At 45.4% G+C, this 21,064-nt stretch carries 21 protein-coding genes and 2 pseudogenes; 15 read left to right on the top strand and 8 right to left on the bottom strand.

The genetic code is table 11. From position 1 onward, the window contains the following. Nucleotides 1–59 precede the first annotated feature (59 nt). The 3 genes from DMB88_RS10000 (at nt 60) to DMB88_RS10010 (ending at nt 1,005) form a co-directional block, all read left to right on the top strand. Nucleotides 60–317 (top strand): hypothetical protein, encoded by a 258-nt coding sequence (locus DMB88_RS10000; RefSeq protein WP_128101233.1) that lies wholly within the window; start codon nt 60–62, stop codon nt 315–317. Nucleotides 318–459: 142 nt separating this feature from the next. Next, nucleotides 460–762, top strand: coding sequence for a hypothetical protein (locus DMB88_RS10005; RefSeq protein ID WP_056695357.1), 303 nt, complete (start codon nt 460–462; stop codon nt 760–762). A gap of 21 nt (nt 763–783) precedes the next feature. Beyond that, nucleotides 784–1,005, top strand: a complete 222-nt coding sequence (locus tag DMB88_RS10010; protein WP_056695355.1) for a YuzB family protein — start codon at nt 784–786, stop codon at nt 1,003–1,005. A gap of 57 nt (nt 1,006–1,062) precedes the next feature. Here the strand turns inward: DMB88_RS10010 and DMB88_RS10015 are convergent, their stop codons facing one another. Further along, a complete protein-coding gene (locus tag DMB88_RS10015) occupies nt 1,063–1,470 on the bottom strand; it encodes a hypothetical protein (RefSeq protein ID WP_128101234.1) in 408 nt (135 codons plus the stop codon). Between the two features lie 212 nt (nt 1,471–1,682). Here DMB88_RS10015 and DMB88_RS10020 point away from each other — a divergent pair, with 212 nt between their 5' ends. Together DMB88_RS10020 and DMB88_RS10025 are read left to right on the top strand one after the other, a co-directional pair. Continuing rightward, the gene (locus DMB88_RS10020) at nt 1,683–1,964 is read left to right on the top strand and encodes a hypothetical protein (protein ID WP_128101235.1); all 282 of its coding nucleotides are present in this window, start codon (nt 1,683–1,685) and stop codon (nt 1,962–1,964) included. A gap of 139 nt (nt 1,965–2,103) precedes the next feature. Beyond that, complete coding sequence (locus DMB88_RS10025) at nt 2,104–2,934, top strand: aldo/keto reductase (protein WP_128101236.1); 831 nt, start codon at nt 2,104–2,106, stop codon at nt 2,932–2,934. A gap of 294 nt (nt 2,935–3,228) precedes the next feature. Here the strand turns inward: DMB88_RS10025 and DMB88_RS10030 are convergent, their stop codons facing one another. The 4 genes from DMB88_RS10030 to DMB88_RS10040 all read right to left on the bottom strand — a co-directional run bounded on the left by DMB88_RS10030 (nt 3,229) and on the right by DMB88_RS10040 (nt 7,481). Continuing rightward, the gene (locus tag DMB88_RS10030) at nt 3,229–3,960 is read right to left on the bottom strand and encodes a DsbA family oxidoreductase (RefSeq protein WP_128101237.1); all 732 of its coding nucleotides are present in this window, start codon (nt 3,958–3,960) and stop codon (nt 3,229–3,231) included. A gap of 161 nt (nt 3,961–4,121) precedes the next feature. Further along, nucleotides 4,122–4,709 carry an LTA synthase family protein gene (locus tag DMB88_RS31960; RefSeq protein WP_368028329.1) on the bottom strand — a complete coding sequence of 196 codons (588 nt, stop codon included), beginning with the start codon at nt 4,707–4,709 and terminating at the stop codon, nt 4,122–4,124. After that, nucleotides 4,673–6,103, bottom strand: a complete 1,431-nt coding sequence (locus DMB88_RS10035; RefSeq protein ID WP_368028330.1) for an LTA synthase family protein — start codon at nt 6,101–6,103, stop codon at nt 4,673–4,675. Before DMB88_RS10035 ends, DMB88_RS31960 begins: the two co-directional genes overlap by 37 nt. 226 nt (nt 6,104–6,329) lie before the next feature. Next, nucleotides 6,330–7,481 (bottom strand): THUMP domain-containing class I SAM-dependent RNA methyltransferase, encoded by a 1,152-nt coding sequence (locus tag DMB88_RS10040; protein ID WP_128101238.1) that lies wholly within the window; start codon nt 7,479–7,481, stop codon nt 6,330–6,332. A 273-nt stretch (nt 7,482–7,754) separates the two neighbouring features. On the opposite strand from DMB88_RS10040, the gene DMB88_RS10045 reads away from it, so the two are divergent. Further along, nucleotides 7,755–8,387, top strand: coding sequence for an O-methyltransferase (locus tag DMB88_RS10045; RefSeq protein ID WP_128104394.1), 633 nt, complete (start codon nt 7,755–7,757; stop codon nt 8,385–8,387). 117 nt (nt 8,388–8,504) lie between these two features. Here the strand turns inward: DMB88_RS10045 and DMB88_RS10050 are convergent, their stop codons facing one another. Then, complete coding sequence (locus tag DMB88_RS10050) at nt 8,505–9,716, bottom strand: asparaginase (protein ID WP_128101239.1); 1,212 nt, start codon at nt 9,714–9,716, stop codon at nt 8,505–8,507. Between the two features lie 417 nt (nt 9,717–10,133). Here DMB88_RS10050 and DMB88_RS10055 point away from each other — a divergent pair, with 417 nt between their 5' ends. After that, nucleotides 10,134–11,336: a cytochrome P450 gene (locus tag DMB88_RS10055; protein ID WP_128101240.1), complete on the top strand. Its 1,203-nt coding sequence runs from the start codon at nt 10,134–10,136 to the stop codon at nt 11,334–11,336. Nucleotides 11,337–11,467: 131 nt separating this feature from the next. Here the strand turns inward: DMB88_RS10055 and DMB88_RS10060 are convergent, their stop codons facing one another. Continuing rightward, nucleotides 11,468–12,679 (bottom strand): MFS transporter, encoded by a 1,212-nt coding sequence (locus tag DMB88_RS10060; protein WP_128101241.1) that lies wholly within the window; start codon nt 12,677–12,679, stop codon nt 11,468–11,470. Nucleotides 12,680–12,881: 202 nt separating this feature from the next. Between DMB88_RS10060 and hemE the strand changes: the two genes are divergently transcribed. From hemE to DMB88_RS10090, 7 genes and pseudogenes are all read left to right on the top strand, one after another. Continuing rightward, nucleotides 12,882–13,946: a uroporphyrinogen decarboxylase gene (gene hemE / locus DMB88_RS10065; protein WP_128101242.1), complete on the top strand. Its 1,065-nt coding sequence runs from the start codon at nt 12,882–12,884 to the stop codon at nt 13,944–13,946. Further along, a pseudogene (gene hemH, locus DMB88_RS10070) lies at nt 13,939–14,888 on the top strand (ferrochelatase). The gene hemE and the pseudogene hemH overlap by 8 nt, the downstream one beginning before the upstream one ends. After that, entirely contained in the window at nt 14,888–16,312 is a 1,425-nt protein-coding gene (hemY, locus tag DMB88_RS10075) for a protoporphyrinogen oxidase (protein WP_128101243.1), read from the top strand. Before hemH ends, hemY begins: the two are co-directional and overlap by 1 nt. Before the next feature lie 286 nt (nt 16,313–16,598). Next, nucleotides 16,599–17,605, top strand: a pseudogene (locus DMB88_RS10080) (CapA family protein); the annotation flags it as partial. 132 nt (nt 17,606–17,737) lie between these two features. After that, on the top strand, nt 17,738–17,878 hold the full coding sequence (locus tag DMB88_RS30980) for a hypothetical protein (protein ID WP_254438679.1): 141 nt from the start codon (nt 17,738–17,740) through the stop codon (nt 17,876–17,878). 79 nt (nt 17,879–17,957) lie between these two features. Further along, a complete protein-coding gene (locus tag DMB88_RS10085; RefSeq protein WP_128101244.1) occupies nt 17,958–18,710 on the top strand; it encodes a glycerophosphodiester phosphodiesterase in 753 nt (250 codons plus the stop codon). A 102-nt stretch (nt 18,711–18,812) separates the two neighbouring features. After that, nucleotides 18,813–19,445 carry a fumarylacetoacetate hydrolase family protein gene (locus DMB88_RS10090; protein ID WP_128101245.1) on the top strand — a complete coding sequence of 211 codons (633 nt, stop codon included), beginning with the start codon at nt 18,813–18,815 and terminating at the stop codon, nt 19,443–19,445. Between the two features lie 116 nt (nt 19,446–19,561). Here DMB88_RS10090 and DMB88_RS10095 read toward each other — a convergent pair whose 3' ends face one another. After that, nucleotides 19,562–19,978, bottom strand: a complete 417-nt coding sequence (locus tag DMB88_RS10095) for a hypothetical protein (RefSeq protein ID WP_128101246.1) — start codon at nt 19,976–19,978, stop codon at nt 19,562–19,564. Nucleotides 19,979–20,244: 266 nt separating this feature from the next. Between DMB88_RS10095 and DMB88_RS10100 the strand changes: the two genes are divergently transcribed. Next, nucleotides 20,245–21,054, top strand: a complete 810-nt coding sequence (locus DMB88_RS10100; RefSeq protein ID WP_128101247.1) for a DUF92 domain-containing protein — start codon at nt 20,245–20,247, stop codon at nt 21,052–21,054. Nucleotides 21,055–21,064: the final 10 nt, after the last annotated feature.

The following is a 21,064-nucleotide window of genomic DNA, read 5'->3' on the forward strand; positions in this document are numbered from 1 at the left end:
AATAGCCATTGTGTCAGAGTTTTCACCTGTAATAAATAGTCAGCATGAGGAGGGATCGTATGAAGTGGAGAAGGTTGTTGTCATTTAAACGATGGTCGGAAGTGTTTAGAAGGCTACCGCGTCTATTACGGGCATCAGAAATTCCTTTACGTGAAAAGTTGTTATTTATTATTCCTGCGTTATTATACTGGGTTCTACCTGATGTGATGCCGTTCATGCCAATTGATGACATTGGGGTCACACTTATATTGATGAACTGGTTTGTAAGCCGTGCTGAACGTAAATATCCAGTGCTTCCGTCCAGTACACCATCATAAAAATATGAAAAATAGATCATTCTAGCACCTGTCTAGAATCATTGTTATTGCGAAGAGCCAAAACTTTCTTTACAATAGATGCTGGAGTTTAAGAATGCTGAAATTGTTGTAACCAGCAATTACGATATAGGAGATGAAGCACATGAACTGCAAAATCACTCGCAATGCTGCTAAAGTATTGAAACTTGAATTGGACAAGCCTGAGAACGAAGGCAAAAAATTGCGTGTTGTAATTACACATGCACACGGGGATCATGCTCACTATGGACTTGATCTGGATACGCCAAAAGAGAATGACACTGTGGTATCTACGGATAAAGACATCGATGTCATTATCGAGAATGATCAACCGTTGCTGGATGGCGTGAAAATCGATTACCTGTATCTTCCTCAAGAAGGCTTCGTTATTACGAATCCATCCAAAGGCAATCACGGCGATCACTAGGAACTTGAAGAAGGGGAAATCATGGCTAACGATATCCGCGTATGCGAAAAATGTAACCACATTCGGTTGAAATCAATCGTGCCTAAGCTGGAGAAAATGGCTCCAGACACAGAGATCAAGATTGGATGTAAATCCTATTGTGGTCCTTGTGCGAAACGTGCCTTCGTTTTCATTAACGGTCGGTACATCAGTGCTCCTTCAGAAGAAGAAGTGCTGGCAAAAGTAGCGAAGTTCGTCAAATAAACGATGTATAATTATGCGAGCATAATATGCTTGTTAGAGAGAGGCCACTGGCCTCTCTTATTTTTGTTTAAACTTGAAGTCCGGCTTCATTTCGTGTATTTCGAAGGTGTCTTCACGGATCTCAAGAGCAATCACACGATCTTCTTTTTGCAAAAAATGCACATGTCCTAATCGTTCGTTTTCGATTTCGCTCCAGCCTTCTTCGGCTAGTTTCTGAAAGTAATCGGATGGAGGATAGAGACCTTGTTCTCCGCCTATATTTTTCAGTTCATATGTAACAGCTACATTGACGTTCGGATTTCCTGAATTCGTTGTTAGTTTAATTTGTTTAGCATTGGCTGGAACGGGAAATTGGGCATTAATGGATGAAGCTGTATATCCGGTGATCTCATACCCTGCCCGATTGCAGGCAGTCATTAGACCCACAAGACATACGAAGATGAGCAACATAAGCCATTTACGCAAAAGTGATTCCTCCTCCTAAGGCGACTTATTGTCAATAACGGAATGAATAAGTATAAAGTTACGGTATTTCTACGTTTAAAAAGATTGTTTGTCTTAAGACAAAAGAAAAAGTGTATCCCTTTTTGCATGTGCCTGAGAAAAAGAGAATAAGGGAGCCTTGGGTTAACCATCCTATAGAGGTAACAGGAACATGATCCCAAGGAGGAATAATTATGCCGAAGCGTTATGATTCCAGTTTGCAGGCGGGTACAACCGTATCTCAGGCGCAGAATGCGGTGAACAAACTTCACTATGCTGTTTCTCAAGCAATGTCTCATCCAACAGAACAAACCATTGAACAGGCAAGTCGTCGTTTGGCTCACACCGAACAGGCGATGCGTCAAGCGGAGCGTTCCCTTGGTGGTCAAGGCGTAGAATTGGCGGAAGAAATGTTCGCCGAGGAGAAGAGAAGGTTGAACTCAATCCAGAATCACAAGCAGCCAAAGGATTTCTAGACGTTCCTGTCACCAAACGAACTCGCAGAGCCAACCGCTTTGCGAGTTTTTTTGTATGTAATCTCCGATTATTCCGCTTGAAATTTTGTCAGAAGGTTAATAGACCATGAGCAGGCAAATTCCAAACGGGAGGTAGACGATGACAAAACATATTACAGACTGCACGATACTGAACAACGGAGTGACCATGCCATGGCTGGGATTCGGAACATATAAAGCAAAGGGAAAAGAAGTTCAGCAGGCGGTTGAAACGGCTTTGGAGGTAGGATATCGGAGTATAGATACGGCTTCCATTTACGGAAATGAAGAGGAAGTAGGACAAGCCATTGCGAGCAGTGGTGTTGCTCGGAATGAATTGTTTGTCACTACCAAACTTTGGAATGAGGATCAAGGTTTTGACTCAACCCTACGCGCATTTGAGGCGAGCCAGAAGGCTTTAGGACTTAATGTTATTGACCTATACTTAATCCACTGGCCTGGCCGAGATCAATATAAGGATACGTGGAGAGCATTCGAACGTTTATATAGTGAGGGAAGTGTACGTGCCATTGGCGTAAGTAATTTTCAGGTACATCATTTGCGCGATATCATAGATGAAGGCGGCACAGTACCGGCCGTGAATCAGGTGGAATTACATCCCGGCTTGATCCAGCAGGAATTGCAGGACTTCTGCGGGGAGCAAGGTATTCAGCTTGAGGCATGGAGCCCAATTATGAAAGGCAAACTAAATAATGAATCCACGTTAAAAGGCATTGCCCAAAAGTATGGCAAAACGCCTGCGCAAGTAATTTTGCGCTGGGACATTCAGAATCAGATTGTGACCATTCCGAAATCCGTGACACCAGAACGTATTCGTGAAAATGCGGACATATTTGATTTTGAATTAACGCCGGATGAGCTACGACAGATTGATGCCCTTGATGCGGACAAACGAACAGGACCACATCCGGATCAACTTTTCTGGGATTAAGGAGTAGGCTCGGTTGTAATACGAGTGTTTAATCATTAGTTAGTGAGGATATGGAACGGATCGTTCTTCCGATCGCTGTTGTCTCCTAAGTTTCCTGATTATAGGTTTTTAGAGGTTGAAATTTGGGAGACAAAGGCGAACGCTTCGCTTCTACAGAATCGATTCCGTTTCCTTTTCCTTTGCTCTAACTGTTTACTAAAAAAAACTTATTACAATGAGCTGTGTGTATGTTATATATAAAAAGCAGCAGGATTGGGAGAATTCCCTTCATCCTGCTGCTATTGTGTTTATTTATTATTTTGAATCGCGTTGTGGAACTTCGCAGCCTTCTTCTGTACATACTCCGCTATTTTCATGGTCTGTTGCACTTGACTCAACCATCGTGAACGGGGAACGCTCGTCCCACGCTTTCTGAATCGCATCAAGGAACACCTCATCAGGCTGTGCACCGGAGATAGCGAATTTACGATCCAGCACGAAGAATGGTACGCCGCGGATGCCGAGCTGTTCGCCCTCAGCTTGATCTGCACGAACTTGTTCGGCAAATTGATTGCTCTCCAAGTTGACAGCAGCTTCGCTACGATCTAATCCTACTTCTTCAGCCAGTTGGAGTAATACTTCATGATCTCCAACATGTTTACCCTCGATGAACACAGCTTGGAATAACCGCTCACTCAGCTCAAGTGCTTTGTCTTGAGATTTAGCCCAGTGTGTCAAGCGATGAGCAGCGAAGGAATTGGTAGGAACCATTGCATCAATGTTGTACTCCAAACCTGCTGTACGAGCATTGGCATTCATCTGTGCATTCATGCCTTGTGCTTGTTCTTTACTAATGTTGTATTTAGATACTAAATAGTCGGTGTTGGTTTTGCCTGTGTGTACTTCAGCATTAGGATCAAGTTCGAAGCTCTTGAACTCGAATTTCACTTCATTCCGGTGTGGGAACTGCTCCAATACATTCTCTAGACGACGTTTACCAATATAGCAGAAAGGGCACATAAAATCAGACCATATCTCAATATTCATTCGAATAACCTCCATTTTTCTGTAAATCAGCTTTAAATGAAACTATCATAGTTACAATTATATAGCGACTTTATATTTTTCGCAAGGATGCATTTTGTATGGGATAAAAGAAAGAAGTGCCGAAGACGTATATACTCTCGCATCAGCACTTCCGTTTTATTTTACAGCTCCTCACGCAAGCGTGCGATTAAATCATACGTAATGACTGTGTCCGACACACGAAGTCGTTTCGAAGCTTCATCATGTCCTGCTCGGCAGGCAGTAATGTCCGTTTCCCCACGGGTGGACAAGTCATAACAGGAACCGTGCTCATAGATGTAATCATCAGACGGAATGTAGAACACAGAACCATCCGTAAACGCACCATTACGCAACACCACAGTACGACTAGAGCCATCGTAAACATCATTCCCCATATGGTAGTAGGATTGATCGGATAAGCCCAGTAAATGGAGTGCAGACGGCGTGATATCAAGCTGCCCTGCGGGTTCATCAATCGTTCCAGCTTCGGCTCCATCCGGTAGATGTACAAGCAGTGGCACCTCATTCATAATCTGCTCCATATCAAGCTGATTTAATGATCTGCCTAGAAATTTTTCGTATTGTGCCTGCTCCTTAATGGAATTATCGTGATCGCCATAGAACATAAATATGGTGTTATCCCATAATCCGCGATTTTTTAAATCCTCCACCAGACCACCCAGAGCTGAATCTACATAATGAACCGATTGCAGGTAATTCCCAAACATGGTCCCTTGGAATTCCCCACATCAAGCTGCTGTTTATCAACAGGTAGGGCATATGGATGATGACTGGAAAGTGTAATGAGGAAAGAGTAAAAGGGCTCGGAAACATCGTTATCCATTTTCTCAACAGACTGTCTGAAAAAAGAGACGTCGGATAAAGACCAGCCAAGCGGATCATCCTGTGCAAAATCATTTTTGCTATAAAATTTATCGTATTTCATCTGTTGATACATCGTATAGCGATTCCAGAATCCACTCTCATAGGCATGAAAGACATTCGTGCTGTATCCAGTGTCCTTCAGAATTGAAGGTAAAGAATCATAGGTATGGTCGGCGTAACGTACAAATGCTGAGCCAATAGGCAGGGGGTGTAACGAAATGTTAGCTCCAAAATCGGCATCCGATGTCCGACCCTGTCCTGTCTGGTGATAGAAATGACTGTAATACTGGCTTTCCTTCATCAATTCGTTGAAATGTGGCGTAATCTCCTGACCACCGATACTTTGGCCAATCATGAAATTCATAAATGCTTCGCCTTGAACAACGATAACGTTACTCCCTTTATATTTACCGAACAGTGGGCTATCAGTCTGTGGTAGTTGATTCTGTCTTTCGGCAAAAAAAGATTTGACCAGATCTACATCAGCAGGATCAGCCTCAGGTCCTGACCCAATCCGATCTTTGGCAAAGTTATAGAGATCATAACCGTGAAAAGCCAACAATCCAGTTACGTTGTACATGGATACATTCCACCAGTTATTATCGAACAGCCCTTTAGCCCAGGTTTTGCTGTAATAATAGATGGGACCGACCGCAAGGGATAATCCAAGCACTAGAGTGATGCCTCCGGCTGTAAACCGACGGCGTGTGCGAGCCTTGTTGCGAGTGTGTCCGTAAGGTTGATTACTGTATCCATACAGGCTTGTGCGGTTCGCACGTGTACGTCTGGTTAGGAGGCGTGCAACGCCATAGATTACGAATGCAATCCAGTCTGCAAAGAACAGTAGGTCACCAGGTTGAAGTAATGTGGCGATACTATCTCCTAGTGCATCCACCTGTTTAGCTTGCAGAAGCACGGGGATGGTAAGGAAATCCTGGAAATAGCGATAATAAACCATATCTGCATAGATGAGTGCTGTAAGAATTAGGTTTAGTGCGATCAGCGAGATCTTAAAGCCTTTACGAGGCAGCCACCATGTCCAAAAGGAGATGAGGAGCAGGGAGCCGATCGCGATAATTTTGTCCAGCAGTCCCATCGTAATGTTGTAAGCATGCAGGTTGTGGTGTAGCCACATTAATTTGAGCAGCATGAGTGCAATGAATAACAGATAGAGCGATAAAGGATGATGTAAAAGTCTGCGTAGCATGCTGCTACGTGAAGACGAAGTGAAAACCATGAATGATGTCTCCCTTTGTTAAAGTTTTGTTATCGGAATGTAAACGGAGCTTCATTCATTATAGCGTGGCTGGGTTGCTTTTCAACCAGAGGGGTTTGTCTAACCAGTGATTAAGACTAGTATTACGTTGTGTAGTATGGAAATTTCTAAGAGAAACCATACAATTAAGCATAAAAAAAGAGCGTCCACTCCTGAAAGGAGCGAACACTCAGATAACACATTTTGATTAAGCTTGGGTATATTTATTACGTGGAGGGAGTGGTCCCAAATACTGATAATATTGGGTCTCAATTCGTCCATTAAATAGTTTGCGGCGCTTGTCCGCTTTGTGCCCGAAATAATCTTCAAATGCTTTGGTGGAGGTGATTGCAAAGAACGACCATGTTGGCATCTCCAGGTAAGAACGTCCAAGGGAACGAAGTAACTTCTGCACTTCTTTTTCTTCACTCAAGCGTTCACCGTAAGGTGGGTTGGTAATGATTACGCCATATTCCCCTTGTGGTTTTGCGCGGTGGGCTGGCAGTACGCTGACTTCGATATCTTTGGCAAAGCCTGCACTTTTGATTGCCGCTTGTGCGACTTCAATCGCTTCTGGGTCGATGTCGCTTCCTGAAATCTGAAGAGGGACATCATCACGTACTGCATCAAATGCTTCCTCACGTGCTTGTTCCCATAGTTCAGCAGGAATTACGTCCCAATTCTCAGAATTAAACGTGCGACGAAGCCCTGGTGCGATATTCCAGCCAATCATTGCCGCTTCGATCAGCATCGTGCCTGAACCGCAGCATGGGTCGTAGAACGGGCGGGAAACATTCCAGCGGCTAAGCTGAATCAGAGCAGCTGCCAGTGTTTCTTTCAGCGGCGCTTCGGTAACAAGTTTACGGTATCCACGTTTGTGAAGTCCGGGTCCTGTTGTGTCCAGCGTAATGAGGGCGCGGTCATTCAGTAGAATAACTTCAACCACATAACGTGCTCCATTTTCGGGGAACCATTCGGTGTGATGCGTCAGCTTTAGTTTTTCAACAATCGCCTTTTTGACAATACCTTGTGAAGCTGGCACACTGCTTAGTTGTGATTTCTGCGAGCGTCCTTCCACCGGGAATTCACCATTTGCGGGAATCCATTCTTCCCATGGCAGTGCTTTGGTGCCTTCAAACAATTCATCAAATGTGGTTGCAGGGAATTCACCCATGTTAACCAGCACGCGATCCGAACTTCTCAGCCACAGGTTACAACGACAAATATCAATATAATCTCCTGTGAAAAATACTCGGCCATTATCGACCCTGGCATCCTCATATCCCAGCTGTTTCAGTTCCCGGGCAACAACGGCCTCAAGTCCCATTGCAGAGGTTGCGATCAATTGCAATCGAGCCATATGAATTCATTCAACTCCATTTCGAGCCGCAGGGGCTTGTCCTCTGGCGGCGATATAGTAACGGTGCGGCCTTGCCGCTTGCCGTGAAAAAACTTACAATGAGTAATGCGGTCTAACCCGCATAGACTTCAATGCAGATCATTCGTGTGTAATGCATGTATTACACTGTGTTGAATAACAAACATTCATTATAAAACATTGGCATCCATATGGAAAGCTATCCAAGGGCATTTATATGGAAAGCAGTCCAAGTATGCAAGGAGGAACTTCGTGGTGAATCTGACACCTGACGAATATGTAAATCAATTATTTCAAGAGGATGAGCTCTTGTTAAAAGTAAAAGAGGCCATTCGCGCGAATGGCATGCCGGAGGTTTCGGTGGCTGCGGCGTATGGACGCCTACTGACCTTCCTGGCAAAAACCTCGAAGGCGGAAGCTGTACTCGAAATTGGCGTGCTGGGCGGGTACAGCGGCATATGCCTGGCTCGTGGCTTAAGCGAAGGGGGAACCTTAACTTCTCTTGAGCTGAAAGAAGAGTACGCAGCGATGGCTCGCGGACATCTGGAGGAGGGTGGCTTCGGCGGGCAAGTCGAATACCGAATTGGTCCTGCGGCAGACAGTCTGGAGCAATTGGCTCAGGAAGAGCGTACCTTCGATTTCTTCTTTATTGACGCAGATAAGGAAAATTATCCGGTGTATCTCGATTATGCGATTCGTCTTGCACGTCCAGGTGCGGTTATCGTAGGGGACAACTGCTTCCTGCGTGGCCGTACACTTAATCCGGACAAGCAAGGTCCGGCTGTGCTTGCTGTACGTCGTTTTAACGAGCAGATGGCAAGTGACCCACGTCTTGTCACGACGATGCTGCCAGACTATGACGGCTTGGCGCTGGCTTGGGTGAAATAGATCCATTGAACTCAGTTGAAATTTGGTTGAAAGCGCAGGAAAAAAAAGGCTGAAGCAGGATGAACTCTGCTTCGGCCTTTTTCACGTACATCTGGCAAATATTCTTTTTGCTGACTTTTATACCTCTGGTGTGCCGTATGTTTCGAACCATTTTTTGATCGTGTCAAAATCATCACTGAAGGATAGTCCAAGCATTAATAGAATCCGAGCTTGTTGTGGGCTGAGATTATCCCCGGCAATAATGCCATTACCGCCGCCATAGACACTGCCCGAGCCTGTCCGTGTCGTCGTTACGAAAATAACTCCTTCTTCGATCGCTTTTGTACGAGCTTGCCCCATCGCTCTGGAGATACCGCCCGCCCCTGTACCCGAAGTAACGATACCTTTCACTCCGCTCTTCACGAAGCCTTCAATAGCTCCGCCGCCTGCTTCCTGATAGGAGATGGCAATCTCCACTTTGGCGAGATCGGTTTTAGTGATTTTACTTAGGTCGAATACAGGCTTCGCTGTACCATCCGGTTTCATCGCCCGAGCAGGAGCTCGGTAAATCCGAATGTTTTCTTCATCAATATAACCTACAGCACCAAGCATTGGCGTTTCAAAGGTGTCTGTCCGATAATCATTGCTCTTTGTTACACCGCGTGCGAGCTGAATGGTATCGTTAAGCATCAACACGGTGCCGAATGATTGGGTTCGACCGCTTCCGGCCAGTTTGATGGCATTGTAGAGATTCGCTTGGGCATCAGAGCCAATTACCGTCCAAGGTCGCATCGAGCCTGTGATGACAACGGGTTTATCGCTTTGAACCGTCATATCGAGGAAGTAGGCTATTTCCTCCATTGTGTCAGTGCCTGTAGTTACCACCACGCTATCATATTGAGCAAGGGCTTTATCTACAGTCTGAGACAAGTCGTACAGATCAGCCATGGTATAGGAGCCTGAACCTGAATTGCCAAACTGTAGTGTGTTTACATCCGCTATTTTCTGTTTGTCCGGCAAATCTTTGACCATGTCAGCAATGAGAAGTGTGCCTGCCTTGTAATTTTGGAAGCTGGTTGCGTCTTCCGATTGTCCGGCAATTGTTCCGCCTGTACCGATCACAAGCACATTAGGGAGTGAAGATTGTTTGGCAGATTCGGGTACTGCCGGGATGGTGGTATTGCGTGCTGGCGTGGCTGGAGCGCTCTGAACAGCGCCTGTTGTGCCGTTTACCTCTACCGTAGCGGCCTGAGCAGCATAAGTTCCAATAGGGGACAGAGTAAGGGTTAGTGCGGTTAATGCGGCAGTACTCCAAACGGCCCAAGGGCGAAGGTGAGATTGTTTTTTCATGCTGACACGCTCCTTCAAGTGATTTTGTGTGAGGTATTCTCTTTTTTTTATGTAAATAGATTGAGATGATTTTATTTTATGTTAGATAATATGACAAATAAAGGTTTTGGTAGAGATAACGATTACATTCATAGAATTATAGAGTAATAATGGTTTTTTGTACGGTAAATGACATAATGAAAAGTATTTAATTCCGGATAATGAATAATATTAGCTAGTTTATATATTTGATTTTGAGATATTAATGTTAATTAATATTACATATAATCTTTTCGACAAAATTAAGGTAGTTTGGAGCAGGAGATGGGACGAGAGGCTTATTTACGCTATTTGAGTTGGAATCGATATCCAGTTGTGGTTATAATGAAGATGAACATATATGTAAATAAATATATATTATTGATTGGAGGAAACACGATGAAACAAGCGCCCCGAAAATATGCCAACTATATTCCTATTCGGGAATTGCACAGCAAGGAGCGGCAACTATTTCCCTTTCAGGTGTATGCAGAGCTTCGTGAGAACACTCCAGTCCGATACGATGAGCATCGTGAATGCTGGGATGTGTTTCAATATGAAGATGTACAGTATGTATTAAAAAATCCTAAGCTGTTCTCTTCTGAGCGTAACCGCGCGAGTTCCAGCATGTTAACGACAGATCCTCCGAAGCACAAACAGCTTCGTGATCTGGTCAATCAGGCTTTTACCCCGAAGGCTATAGAGGCGCTGGCGCCGCGCATTCAGGTAATCACAGATGAGCTGCTGGCTCCGCATTTGTCCAAAGGAAGGATGAATCTGATTGATGATCTCGCAACACCGCTACCTGTCATCGTCATTGCTGAACTGATTGGGGTTCCGGCTACAGATCGGCGTGAATTCAAGCATTGGTCTGATGTGCTTGTGAAGGGCGCAAGCGATGACAGTGAAGAGGCATTTCAGGAGTTGGCCAAAGAGAAACAGCAGAATATGCAGGAGTTATACGCCTATTTCACAGACATTATGGAACAGCGCCGTTTAGAGCCGCAGGACGACCTAATCTCCTTGCTACTCGCTGCAGAGATTGAGGGTCAGAAGTTAACCGAGGAAGAAGTGGTCAATTTCTGTATTCTCTTGCTGGCAGCCGGGAATGAGACAACAACCAACCTCATCGCAAACGCAGTGCGCATCCTCTCTGAACAACCCGAATTACAGGTTGAATTGCGTGAGCATCCCGATCGGGTCGTGAGTGCCGTAGAAGAGACGCTGCGTTATTATCCGCCGATTGTGGCGATTGGACGTGTGGCGAAGGAGACGGTAGAACTAGGAGGCCATAGGATTAAACCCGGTGAACAGGTTATATCCTGGGTTGGTGCTGCCAATCGTGACGGTGCGCGGTTTGAACATGCGGATGAATTCGTATCGAATCGTAAGCCGAACCGACATATGGGATTTGGATTCGGAATTCATTTCTGTCTAGGTGCACCGCTGGCTCGGCTCGAAGCGAGAGTTGTGCTGCACACGCTGCTTCAGCGTATGGAACAGATACAATTAGTCCCTGATACGGTATTGGAGCCAATTCAAAGCGCCTTTGTTTTTGGCGTCAAGGAATATCCGATTCAATTTCACGAACGAAGATTATAAACGAAAATAAAAGAAAAGCCGCTCCCAGGCCTGAAATGGCGCTGAAGCGGCTTTTTGCTGCATGTTGTGCTCACATGCTGCGAACACTGCACATGGCTCTGCGATGCTACTGTACCAAACTTATATTATGTTCAGCTCTGTTCAATACGGACAGGTCTTTTGTACAATTTGAACCGCACCCAGACCATGTTGAGAAGTAGCAATCCACCAGAGACGATAAACAAACCTTCGATGCCGATAAATCCGGCCATGAAACCACCGATGATTGCACCTAGCATGTTTCCAAGCGCAAGTGTACTCGTATTGAAACTAAAAGCACGGCTGATCATCCCATCTGGTGTGTACGAACGTATCAGGGCATTCACGCTTGGTAACAATCCACCCATAAATACCCCCATTGCAAACCGAACTAAGATGAGCTGCCACACGCTCTGCACAAAGGCTTGGGGAATTAACATAAGCCCAGTCCCGATGAGAGAGAAGGTGAGCACCTTGTGTGCCCCGATCCGGTCACTTAATTTGCCTAGGAATGGTGACATCACCATATTGGACATGCCGGTAACTGCCCCTACAAGTCCTGCCCAGAACGCAACATTTAGAGCCGAACCATGAAGCTCCTGCACATATAGCGGCAATAAGGTCATTGGGCTAATCATGGCAAATTGTAGCAGGAACGTTACGGCGAAGAGCACAGGTAATTGTGGTGATTTATTCAGCTCCTTCAAACCGGACAATACGGATTGTTCAGGCAGCTTGGCTGCTTCTTGGCGATCAAACTTCTCTCTTACAAGGAACATAGCAAGCATAGAAGCGGCGAAGATTAATCCGCCTGTAATATAGAATATAGGCCGAAATCCTACAGCATCAGCTAACAAACCGCCCATGAGTGGACCTAAGATTGTGCCGGCAACTTGTCCAGACTGACTGATTCCCATGGCGAATCCCATACGATCTTTGGGTGTTGTTCCCGAAATGAGGGAGACTGCGGCAGGGTTGAAGCCTGAGATTGTACCGTTCAGAAGGCGTAATAAGAGCAACTGCCAAGGGTTTTGTGCAAGACCCATCAACGCGATAACGATCGCCATCCCGAACCCTGAGCGCAGTAGCATAATTTTGCGCCCGTATTTATCGGACAGCTTGCCCCATAAGGGTTGGAACAAAAAGGACGTGAGGAAATTGGCTGCAAAAATAAATCCCGCCCAGATGCCAATTTCATGCTCGCCCACCACGCCCAGATCCCTTGCGAGGTAAAGGGACAAAAATGGGGTAATCATGGTCATGCCCGAGTTGACCAGAAACTGTCCAAACCAAAGCACAATGAGATTAACTTTCCATGTTTTCAAAGTGCTTTCACTTCCTTTCAAAGCTTTTTCTGTAATTCTCGAAAAACACCATCTAACTATTATAACACAATTGGCATATGGATGAGGGGTGTAACGAATGTCATAGTATTGTCATTGGAACACATCTATACGAGGTTGTTACAGAACTTCAAAAAGGGCATAATGGTAATTATGAGTCCAAAAACTATTGGAGGCTTCTTACATGAGCTATAATGATCGTCTGATTCGGGCGAGTTTCAAACAACAAGTTGACCGTGTTCCAGTATGGTACATGCGGCAGGCTGGACGTTACGATCCCGAATATCGCAAAATTAAAGAAAAATATTCTTTGCTCGAAATTTGCCAGCGGCCCGAGCTCGCGGCTGAAGTAACCCTCATGCCCGTCCGTAAATTAGGCGTGGATGCGGCTATTTTGTATTCAGATATTATGAATCCGGTTGCTTCGCTTGGCATTGATTTTGATATTGTCAAAAACATTGGACCGGTCATTGATAATCCGATTCGGACAGCGGCTGATGTGGAGCGTTTGCGTCCCATTGACGTTGAAGGTGATCTGTCACATATATTAGAAACTATTCGAATTTTGGATAAAGAATTAGATGTGCCGCTCATTACGTTTGCCGGTGCACCGTTCACGATTGCTAGTTACCTGATTGAGGGTCGACCTTCAAAAGGCTACATTCGAACCAAAACGATGATGTATAGTGAGCCGCAAATGTGGCATCAATTGATGCAAAAATTAGGTGATATGGTAATTACATATGTTCGTGCACACATTGCCAACGGCGGTAAGGCATTCCAGTTATTTGATAGCTGGGTAGGCGCCCTTTCACCAAATGATTTTAGAACCTATGTGTTGCCTACGATTACTCGTATCTTTACCGAATTGTCCGATTTGAATGTACCGAAAATTTATTTCCCTGGTGTAGCCTCAGGCGAACTGCTGCCTACTTTGGTAGATCTGCAAGCAGATGTTATTGGATTGGACTGGAGAGTATCTATCTCAGAAGGCCGCAAAAGATTAGGTGGTAAGTTTGCCGTACAGGGTAATCTGGATCCGTATGTGTTAACTGCGCCGATGGAATTGCTTAAACAACAGGCAAAAGTAATCATTGATCAAGGTATCCAAGAGCCGGGTTATATATTCAATCTGGGACATGGACTCTTTCCGGAAGCATCGCTTGATAAATTAAGAGAGCTGACAGCATATATACATGAGTATTCAACAGAAGCTTTAAAAACTGAGGTGACTATTACTAATGACTAATACTGTAGGCGTACTCGTGATGTCGTATGGCACACCTGAAAATATGGAGAGCATCGAGGCTTATTACACACACATTCGAAGAGGCCGTGCACCTGAGCCGGAGCAATTGAAGGAACTTAGTGATCGCTATGAAGCAATTGTGGGGGCGTGTTCCCCCTTCGGGAAAACACCGACAATCAAGTTCGGGCGCTGCAAGAGACATTGAATAAGGACGAGCGTGCAAGTCAGGTAGAGTTCAAGTGTTATCAGGGGCTCAAGCATGCTTATCCTTTCATTGAAGATGGTGTGGAGCAGATGGCAAAGGACGGAATTCAGTCGGCTATTGGGATCGTACTTGCTCCCCATTATTCCACAATGAGTGTAGGCAGCTATATTAAGCGTGCGCGTGAGAAGGCGGAAGAAATGGGCATAAAGATGTCCTTTGTCGAGAGCTATCATCTGCATCCGAAGCTGATTCAGGCTCTGTCTTCACGCGTAAGTGCGAAGTTGGATATGTTCGAAGAGGCAGGAGCCAAACGTGGGGATGTTCGTGTATTGTTCAGCGCACATAGCTTGCCAGCACGGATTGTAGATATCGGTGACCCTTACCCGCAACAGCTATTGGAAACGTCTGAGGTCATTGCTTCCCGTTTGGGCATCACGAACTGGCAATTCACTTGGCAGAGTGCCGGTCGTACAGCAGAGCCTTGGCTTGGTCCTGATATTTTGGATACACTTCAGGAGCTTTCCCGTGAGCAGGTGGAGGATGTGTTAGTCGCTCCAATCGGTTTTGTATCAGATCATCTGGAAGTGCTGTATGATCTGGATATTGAAGCCAAAGCAATTGCTAAAGAGATCGATATGCGCCTCATGCGTACGGATTCTCTGAACAGTGATCCACTCTATATGGAGACGCTCAGTGACGTCATTCTAAGCCAGTGGCAGCAAGGAACGGATGTGTAATGGAAGATAAGAAACGGCGTGTCGTCGTTGTAGGCGGCGGACTAACCGGCCTCAGCGCGGCATTCTATATACGGAAACATTATCGGGAAGCGGGGTTTGAACCCGTGATCACTCTGGTGGAGAAAAGTTCCTCCATGGGCGGTATGATTGAGACTCTTCACCGTGACGGATTTGTTATCGAAAAGGGACCTGATTCGTTCCTTGCTCGCAAAACTGCGATGATTGATCTGGCTAAGGAACTTGAGATGGATCATGAACTCGTCAGTCAAAATCCGGAGTCCAAGAAGACATACATCATGCAGCGCGGCAAGCTTCATCCGATGCCGGCAGGACTCGTTCTGGGTATTCCAACGGAGCTTAGACCTTTTCTGCGGAGTGGTCTGGTATCCCCTGCAGGTAAACTGCGTGCGTTAATGGATTTCTTCATTCCTCCCAAACGTACAACAGAAGATGAGTCATTAGGCTATATGATTGAACGACGTCTAGGCACAGAGGTTCTTGAAAATTTAACAGAACCATTACTTGCAGGCATTTATGCAGGGGATATGCGCCGATTAAGTCTACAGGCTACTTTTCCTCAATTCGGAGAGGTTGAGAGGGACTATGGCAGCCTGATTCGAGGTATGATGACAGGTCGTAAGCCTGCAGAAACTCACACAGGCACGAAAAAAAGTGCTTTCCTTAATTTCCGTCAAGGCCTTCAAAGCCTGGTTCATGCACTTGTACATGATCTACAGGATGTCGAGCAACTGATGAATACTTCAGTACAAGCATTGAATGTTCAGGCTGGAAACGACGCTAGATATACGGTGCAATTGGACAATGGTAAGAGCCTTGATGCGGATGAGGTTGTAATTACAGTGCCTACGTATGTAGCATCATCGTTACTGCAACCCCATGTGGATACGGCAGCACTTGATGCGATCAATTATGTATCTGTAGCCAATGTGGTACTTGCCTTTGAGAAAAAGGATGTAGAGCACGTATTCGATGGTTCGGGTTTCCTCGTTCCGCGTAAGGAAGGCCGCAACATCACTGCCTGCACATGGACATCAACAAAGTGGCTGCATACTAGCCCAGATGATAAAGTGTTGCTGCGCTGTTATGTTGGCCGTTCCGGGGATGAGCAAAATGTGGAGCTTCCGGATGATGCACTCACTGAATTGGTGATGAAGGATCTTCGAGAGACAATGGGCATTGAAGCCACGCCGATTTTTGCTGAGATCACTCGACTTCGTAAATCGATGCCACAATATCCGGTAGGTCACTTAGAGCATATCTCTGCATTGCGTGAAGAGCTTGGCAAACAGTTGCCTGGTGTTTATATCGCGGGTGCGGGTTATGAAGGTGTGGGGTTACCTGACTGCATCAGACAGGCAAAAGAAATGTCGATGCTAGCGGTACAGCAACTTGCCGCGAATTAACAGAGATTGAATGTTCGAAAGAAACTCTTTTGAACCATCTCATAAAGAGCTGTCTTGAGCGTAGATTTTCTACAGGAAAGACAGCTTTTTTTATACCATTCCATACCATGGCTGGTATAATGGTTAAGATTGCTGTATAGAAGAGGAGTTGCCTATGTATCCGCCAAGATCTCAACGAAGTGAAGTAAAGAAAAAAACGAGACGTACTCGCAAACGGATCGTTTGGGTCATTAATTTGTTGCTGATAGTTATGATCGGACTTGTATGCTTGTATTATGCCATTGAAATGAGAGAGCAGGCAGATCGTGCGGTGGAGGAGACAACGGTCACTCCAGAGTCCTCCGGTGAGGTTGAACCTCAAGGAGGTGACTCGTTAACGACACCTGAGGCAACCCCTGAGACGGATGATACGGCAGAAGAGGAGCCGGCTGTGTCCAATGACCAAGATGCTGAAGAGACTAGTAATGACCAGACGGACAACACGGAAGAAGCCGCCAACACGGATACGAATAATACGTCTGGAACGGACGTAAAGCAGCCGGCCAAACCGTCTAAGTCAGACAGCTCTACAGGAAATGGGAGCTCGGCAGCAGCACCAGGGAACCAAGAGCCTGTTCATTCAGCTAATGATGTAACGATTCATTTTGTCGGGGACATACAGTTCTCGGGAAAAGTAGCTGAGCTGCTGGAGAAGAATGGATACGATTACCCCTTTCAGAAGTTAGGAAACCTCTTTAAGGATGACGACCTGACGATTGGAAACTTGGAAACACCGGTAACGACTGGTGGTACAGGTGCAGCGAACAAAACATATGTTTACAAATCCTCGCCCAAAGCGTTAGCGGCTATGGCAGATGCGGGATTTGATGCGGTTAATCTCGCGAACAATCATATTTTGGATCAGGGTGTAGAGGGTTTAGTGGATACGCTAGGTTATTTGAAGGAATATGGAATCGCTCACACCGGAGCAGGCATGAATCAGGATGAAGCATTTGCACCGGCATATTTGGAGCGTAAGGGAATGAAGATTGCATTACTTGGCTTCAGCCGTGTGGTTCCTGAAACCAGTTGGAAGGCGGAAGGCAATCGAGCTGGTGTAGCTGAAGCCTACAGTTCCACTGCCGCAGTAAAAGCCATTCAGGATGCGCGCAAAAATGCAGATCTCGTTATTGTCGTGGCGCATTGGGGAGTAGAGCGAGTAAGTACACCTAATGATGACCAGACGCGCTTGGCACATGAATTTGTAGATGCAGGAGCAGACCTTGTTATAGGGGGCATCCGCATGTGTTACAAGGTATGGAATACTATAAGGGTAAATGGATTGCATATAGTACAGGGAATTTTATTTTTTCCAAATCAACCACAGAGGAAACGTGGAAAACGGCTGTATTTCAAGCTCGCTGTAGTGCAGAAGCTAAATGCAGCATGAAGGTGATTCCTTACGAAGCTGCACTGGGTCAGGCTATTCCTATGCTAGGTGAAGCTAATAAGTTACTGCTACAGCAGATGACGGAGCTTTCGCCAGGTGTTCGATTTGATGCTAGTGGTATTGCTACCCCAAGTTAATTAGTATTGAGCATATTGATGAATGTAACTGTAAGTCATATATGAATGAAGCTAGAACGTTGCGGAGGAGTGGATCAGATTGAACAATAGCTGTGTCGCGCATCGTGGGTTTTCTTCCATTGCACCAGAGAATACGATGGCAGCCTTTGAACTGGCTATGGAGCAGCCACAAGTGCAATGGATCGAACTGGATGTACAATGTTCACGTGATGGTGTTCCTGTTGTCATTCATGACTTTACCTTCAATCGAACTACAGATGGAGAGGGTCTAGTACGGGAGACCGATTGGTCTGAGATTCAAAGGTTAGATGCAGGATCTTGGAAAGGAAAAAGTTATGCAGGAGAACGGATTCCCTCACTTGGCGAGGTGCTTGATCGTTGCTGTGGCAAGGTTCGACTGAATATTGAGCTGAAAACGCAAGGTGATATGTATCCTGATCTTCCTGCCGCCGTCATTCATGAAGTGCGACAAAGACATATGCAGCATGATGTGGTGCTGACTTCCTTTGAACCGAAAGCATTAGCTAAAGCGAAAGAGATCGCACCAGAGTTTCAAACGGGATTGATCATTGATGCTCGTCCAGGCGATCTGTTAGCTCGATTGAAACAATTGCAGTGCAGCTTCCTATCCATCGGTTATACGAATGTGGATAAATCCTTGATGCGTGAGATGCAACACGAGGAGATTCAGGTGATGGCTTGGACAGTGGATGACAAAACGATTATGAAACGCCTCGCGGCAATTGATCCTACGCTGATGTTATGTACGAATTGTCCTGATGTGTGGGAAAAGGCGTTCCACGAAACGACGCGTCATTTCTTCAGACCCTAATTTGCAATCATTTCGAAGTGAATTATAATATGTATTTATATGAAATAGTAAAATACATTCTTAATCTGTGCTAATGAATCTGGTAAAGGTGGTTATCTAAAGATGCTGACAAATATTCGTAACGTATACTGTGTAGGACGCAATTATAAACTGCATGCTGAAGAATTGGGTAACGCGGTACCAGATGAGCCGATGATTTTTATGAAACCTTCTCATGCGGTTGTGCCGCTTAATGGAGAAGCAATTGCATTGCCTTCTACCAAAGGTGAAGTACACTATGAAGCCGAATTAGTAATTCGGATCGGACAGAACTACCAGCCAGGAAGCTCTATTCTGGATCTGGTTGATGCGTATGCTTTCGGTATCGATTTTACATTACGTGATGTACAGTCGGTGATTAAGAAGAAGGGTCACCCATGGACTGCGGCCAAAGGTTTCAAAAATTCAGCGCCGATCACAGAGTTTCAAACCTTCACAGATGTAGATTCATTACAAAAGGCTGATTTTACGCTGAGTAAAAATGGTGAAGAGGTTCAGCGCGGTAATATTCGTAATATGATTTTCGATCTCCAGACGATTGTGGACTACGTGGGACAACACTACGGTCTTGGAGAAGGTGATGTCATTTTCACCGGTACACCTGAGGGTGTCGGATCAACTGTAGCTGGCGATGTACTTGAACTCACTTGGAATGGCGAGTCGGTTGGTAAGTGTACGATTGTAGCAGCTAATTAAACATAGAGCATTTGATTGAGAGTAACATGAATAACAAGAGGGGCGTGCAAACGCTCCTTTTTTATATGCCAATGAGATTGGGAGTGCTGTTCGAGCCCGCTAAATGTTTGCTGCACTTATATGGATAGGTATGAGGTATTAGCGCTCTCAGTTACCAATGATATGAGTTCTGATTGTTGTGCAGTATACTGTTCCAAACTGATACTTCCATTCGCAAGTCGCTCATCCAACTGTTTGCTAAGCTGGGTAACTTGTAGAGCGATGACCGCATCGATATCACCATCGTTTTCCTCAGCGATCATTCGTAGCGATTTACCGGCATACAAATCTCGAACGAATTCGGCGTCCGTAGTTTGATTAAGAGCATGAAGCAATGCATCCTCATTCTGTTCACTCTGATCCGTTGCATTCATACTGATAATAGACCATTTGGCAAGGGGAATCGGTGTAATGGCGGACTTACTCCAAGCTGTTCCGGCAAAAGACATCGTTACAATCATCGTACCAACAATGATTACACGTTTCATATTCATAAAGGTCATCCTCATTTCAATTTGGAATTATAGTTCATTTGGTATGTACTTGCTCTAGATATAGTGTAATTGAAGAACCTGAACTCAAACTTAAATAGAAATAAAACCTGTGTGGTAATGAATTCCATCTCGTGACCGAAGCTTCATCACGTAATTAGCTGATGAGTTCGTATTTCGGCATTAGGATCAAACCGTGGTATAATTAGATTTCAAAAATATAAATGACGTCATGTGGGCGCTGTGAGCTACCATGTGCAGGAGAATGTATGAACTGGATCATTGGCGCGGTGTGCGCTTTAATCGTAGCTGGAGCAGCCTACCGAAAAAAATCACTCACCCAATCTGGCAGTCTTGCGGCTGTGTTGATGGGAACGATTTATTATGGGGCAGGTAACCTGTTCTGGTTTGGAACGCTGCTATTATTTTTCATCACCTCAACGCTACTCTCCAAATATCATAAGGATCGCAAGCAGGAGCTGGAGAAGTCCTATGCCAAAACAGGAAACCGGGACGCTGGTCAAGTGCTGGCTAACGGTGGGATAGGCATGGTGCTATGTCTAGCAAACTGGATTGCTCCACATCCATTCTGGATGTATGCATTTATCGGTGTAATGGCTACCGTTACATCGGATACATGGGCGACGGAGTGGGGAAGTTTGAGTCGTAGACCACCACGCTCAGTAGTGACATGGAAGGTACTTACACCCGGTACTTCGGGAGGTGTATCCTGGCTAGGAACTATGGCTGCTGCTGTGGGTGGAGCCTTAATTGGATTAGGTGCGTTTTTCTTTTCTTGGATTGCAGGACTGGAAGGACTAGGCTTGTTCGGTTGGATGAGTGTTGGACTAGTCGGTGGTCTTGGAGGCGCATTTGCAGATTCTTATCTAGGAGCGACGCTCCAGCATATGTACCGTTGTACAGTGTGTGGACGCGAGGTGGAGGTTGCTGAACATTGCGGTCATTCTACAGTGCATTCACGTGGATGGTCATGGATGAGTAACGATCTGGTAAACGTGCTAAGCTCGCTTATTGGCGGATGTTTGGCTATTGTATTAGGGATTATTTTGGCGTTGTAGGGAGGGAGTA

The organism is Paenibacillus sp. DCT19, from assembly GCF_003268635.1.
Taxonomy (GTDB): domain Bacteria; phylum Bacillota; class Bacilli; order Paenibacillales; family Paenibacillaceae; genus Paenibacillus.

Bases quoted from the DNA above. Each gene is read 5' to 3' on its own strand.
- DMB88_RS10000 (WP_128101233.1), top strand. From the start codon at position 60: ATGAAGTGGAGAAGGTTGTTGTCATTTAAACGATGGTCGGAAGTGTTT.
- DMB88_RS10090 (WP_128101245.1), top strand. From the start codon at position 18,813: ATGCTGACAAATATTCGTAACGTATACTGTGTAGGACGCAATTATAAA.
- DMB88_RS10095 (WP_128101246.1), bottom strand. From the start codon at position 19,978: ATGAATATGAAACGTGTAATCATTGTTGGTACGATGATTGTAACGATG.
- hemY (WP_128101243.1), top strand. From the start codon at position 14,888: ATGGAAGATAAGAAACGGCGTGTCGTCGTTGTAGGCGGCGGACTAACC.
- DMB88_RS10055 (WP_128101240.1), top strand. From the start codon at position 10,134: ATGAAACAAGCGCCCCGAAAATATGCCAACTATATTCCTATTCGGGAA.
- DMB88_RS10025 (WP_128101236.1), top strand. From the start codon at position 2,104: ATGACAAAACATATTACAGACTGCACGATACTGAACAACGGAGTGACC.
- DMB88_RS10020 (WP_128101235.1), top strand. From the start codon at position 1,683: ATGCCGAAGCGTTATGATTCCAGTTTGCAGGCGGGTACAACCGTATCT.
- DMB88_RS10010 (WP_056695355.1), top strand. From the start codon at position 784: ATGGCTAACGATATCCGCGTATGCGAAAAATGTAACCACATTCGGTTG.
- DMB88_RS31960 (WP_368028329.1), bottom strand. From the start codon at position 4,709: ATGTTTGGGAATTACCTGCAATCGGTTCATTATGTAGATTCAGCTCTG.
- DMB88_RS10035 (WP_368028330.1), bottom strand. From the start codon at position 6,103: ATGGTTTTCACTTCGTCTTCACGTAGCAGCATGCTACGCAGACTTTTA.
- hemE (WP_128101242.1), top strand. From the start codon at position 12,882: ATGAGCTATAATGATCGTCTGATTCGGGCGAGTTTCAAACAACAAGTT.
- DMB88_RS10040 (WP_128101238.1), bottom strand. From the start codon at position 7,481: ATGGCTCGATTGCAATTGATCGCAACCTCTGCAATGGGACTTGAGGCC.
- DMB88_RS10005 (WP_056695357.1), top strand. From the start codon at position 460: ATGAACTGCAAAATCACTCGCAATGCTGCTAAAGTATTGAAACTTGAA.
- DMB88_RS10050 (WP_128101239.1), bottom strand. From the start codon at position 9,716: ATGAAAAAACAATCTCACCTTCGCCCTTGGGCCGTTTGGAGTACTGCC.
- DMB88_RS10100 (WP_128101247.1), top strand. From the start codon at position 20,245: ATGAACTGGATCATTGGCGCGGTGTGCGCTTTAATCGTAGCTGGAGCA.
- DMB88_RS10030 (WP_128101237.1), bottom strand. From the start codon at position 3,960: ATGAATATTGAGATATGGTCTGATTTTATGTGCCCTTTCTGCTATATT.
- DMB88_RS30980 (WP_254438679.1), top strand. From the start codon at position 17,738: ATGAAGGTGATTCCTTACGAAGCTGCACTGGGTCAGGCTATTCCTATG.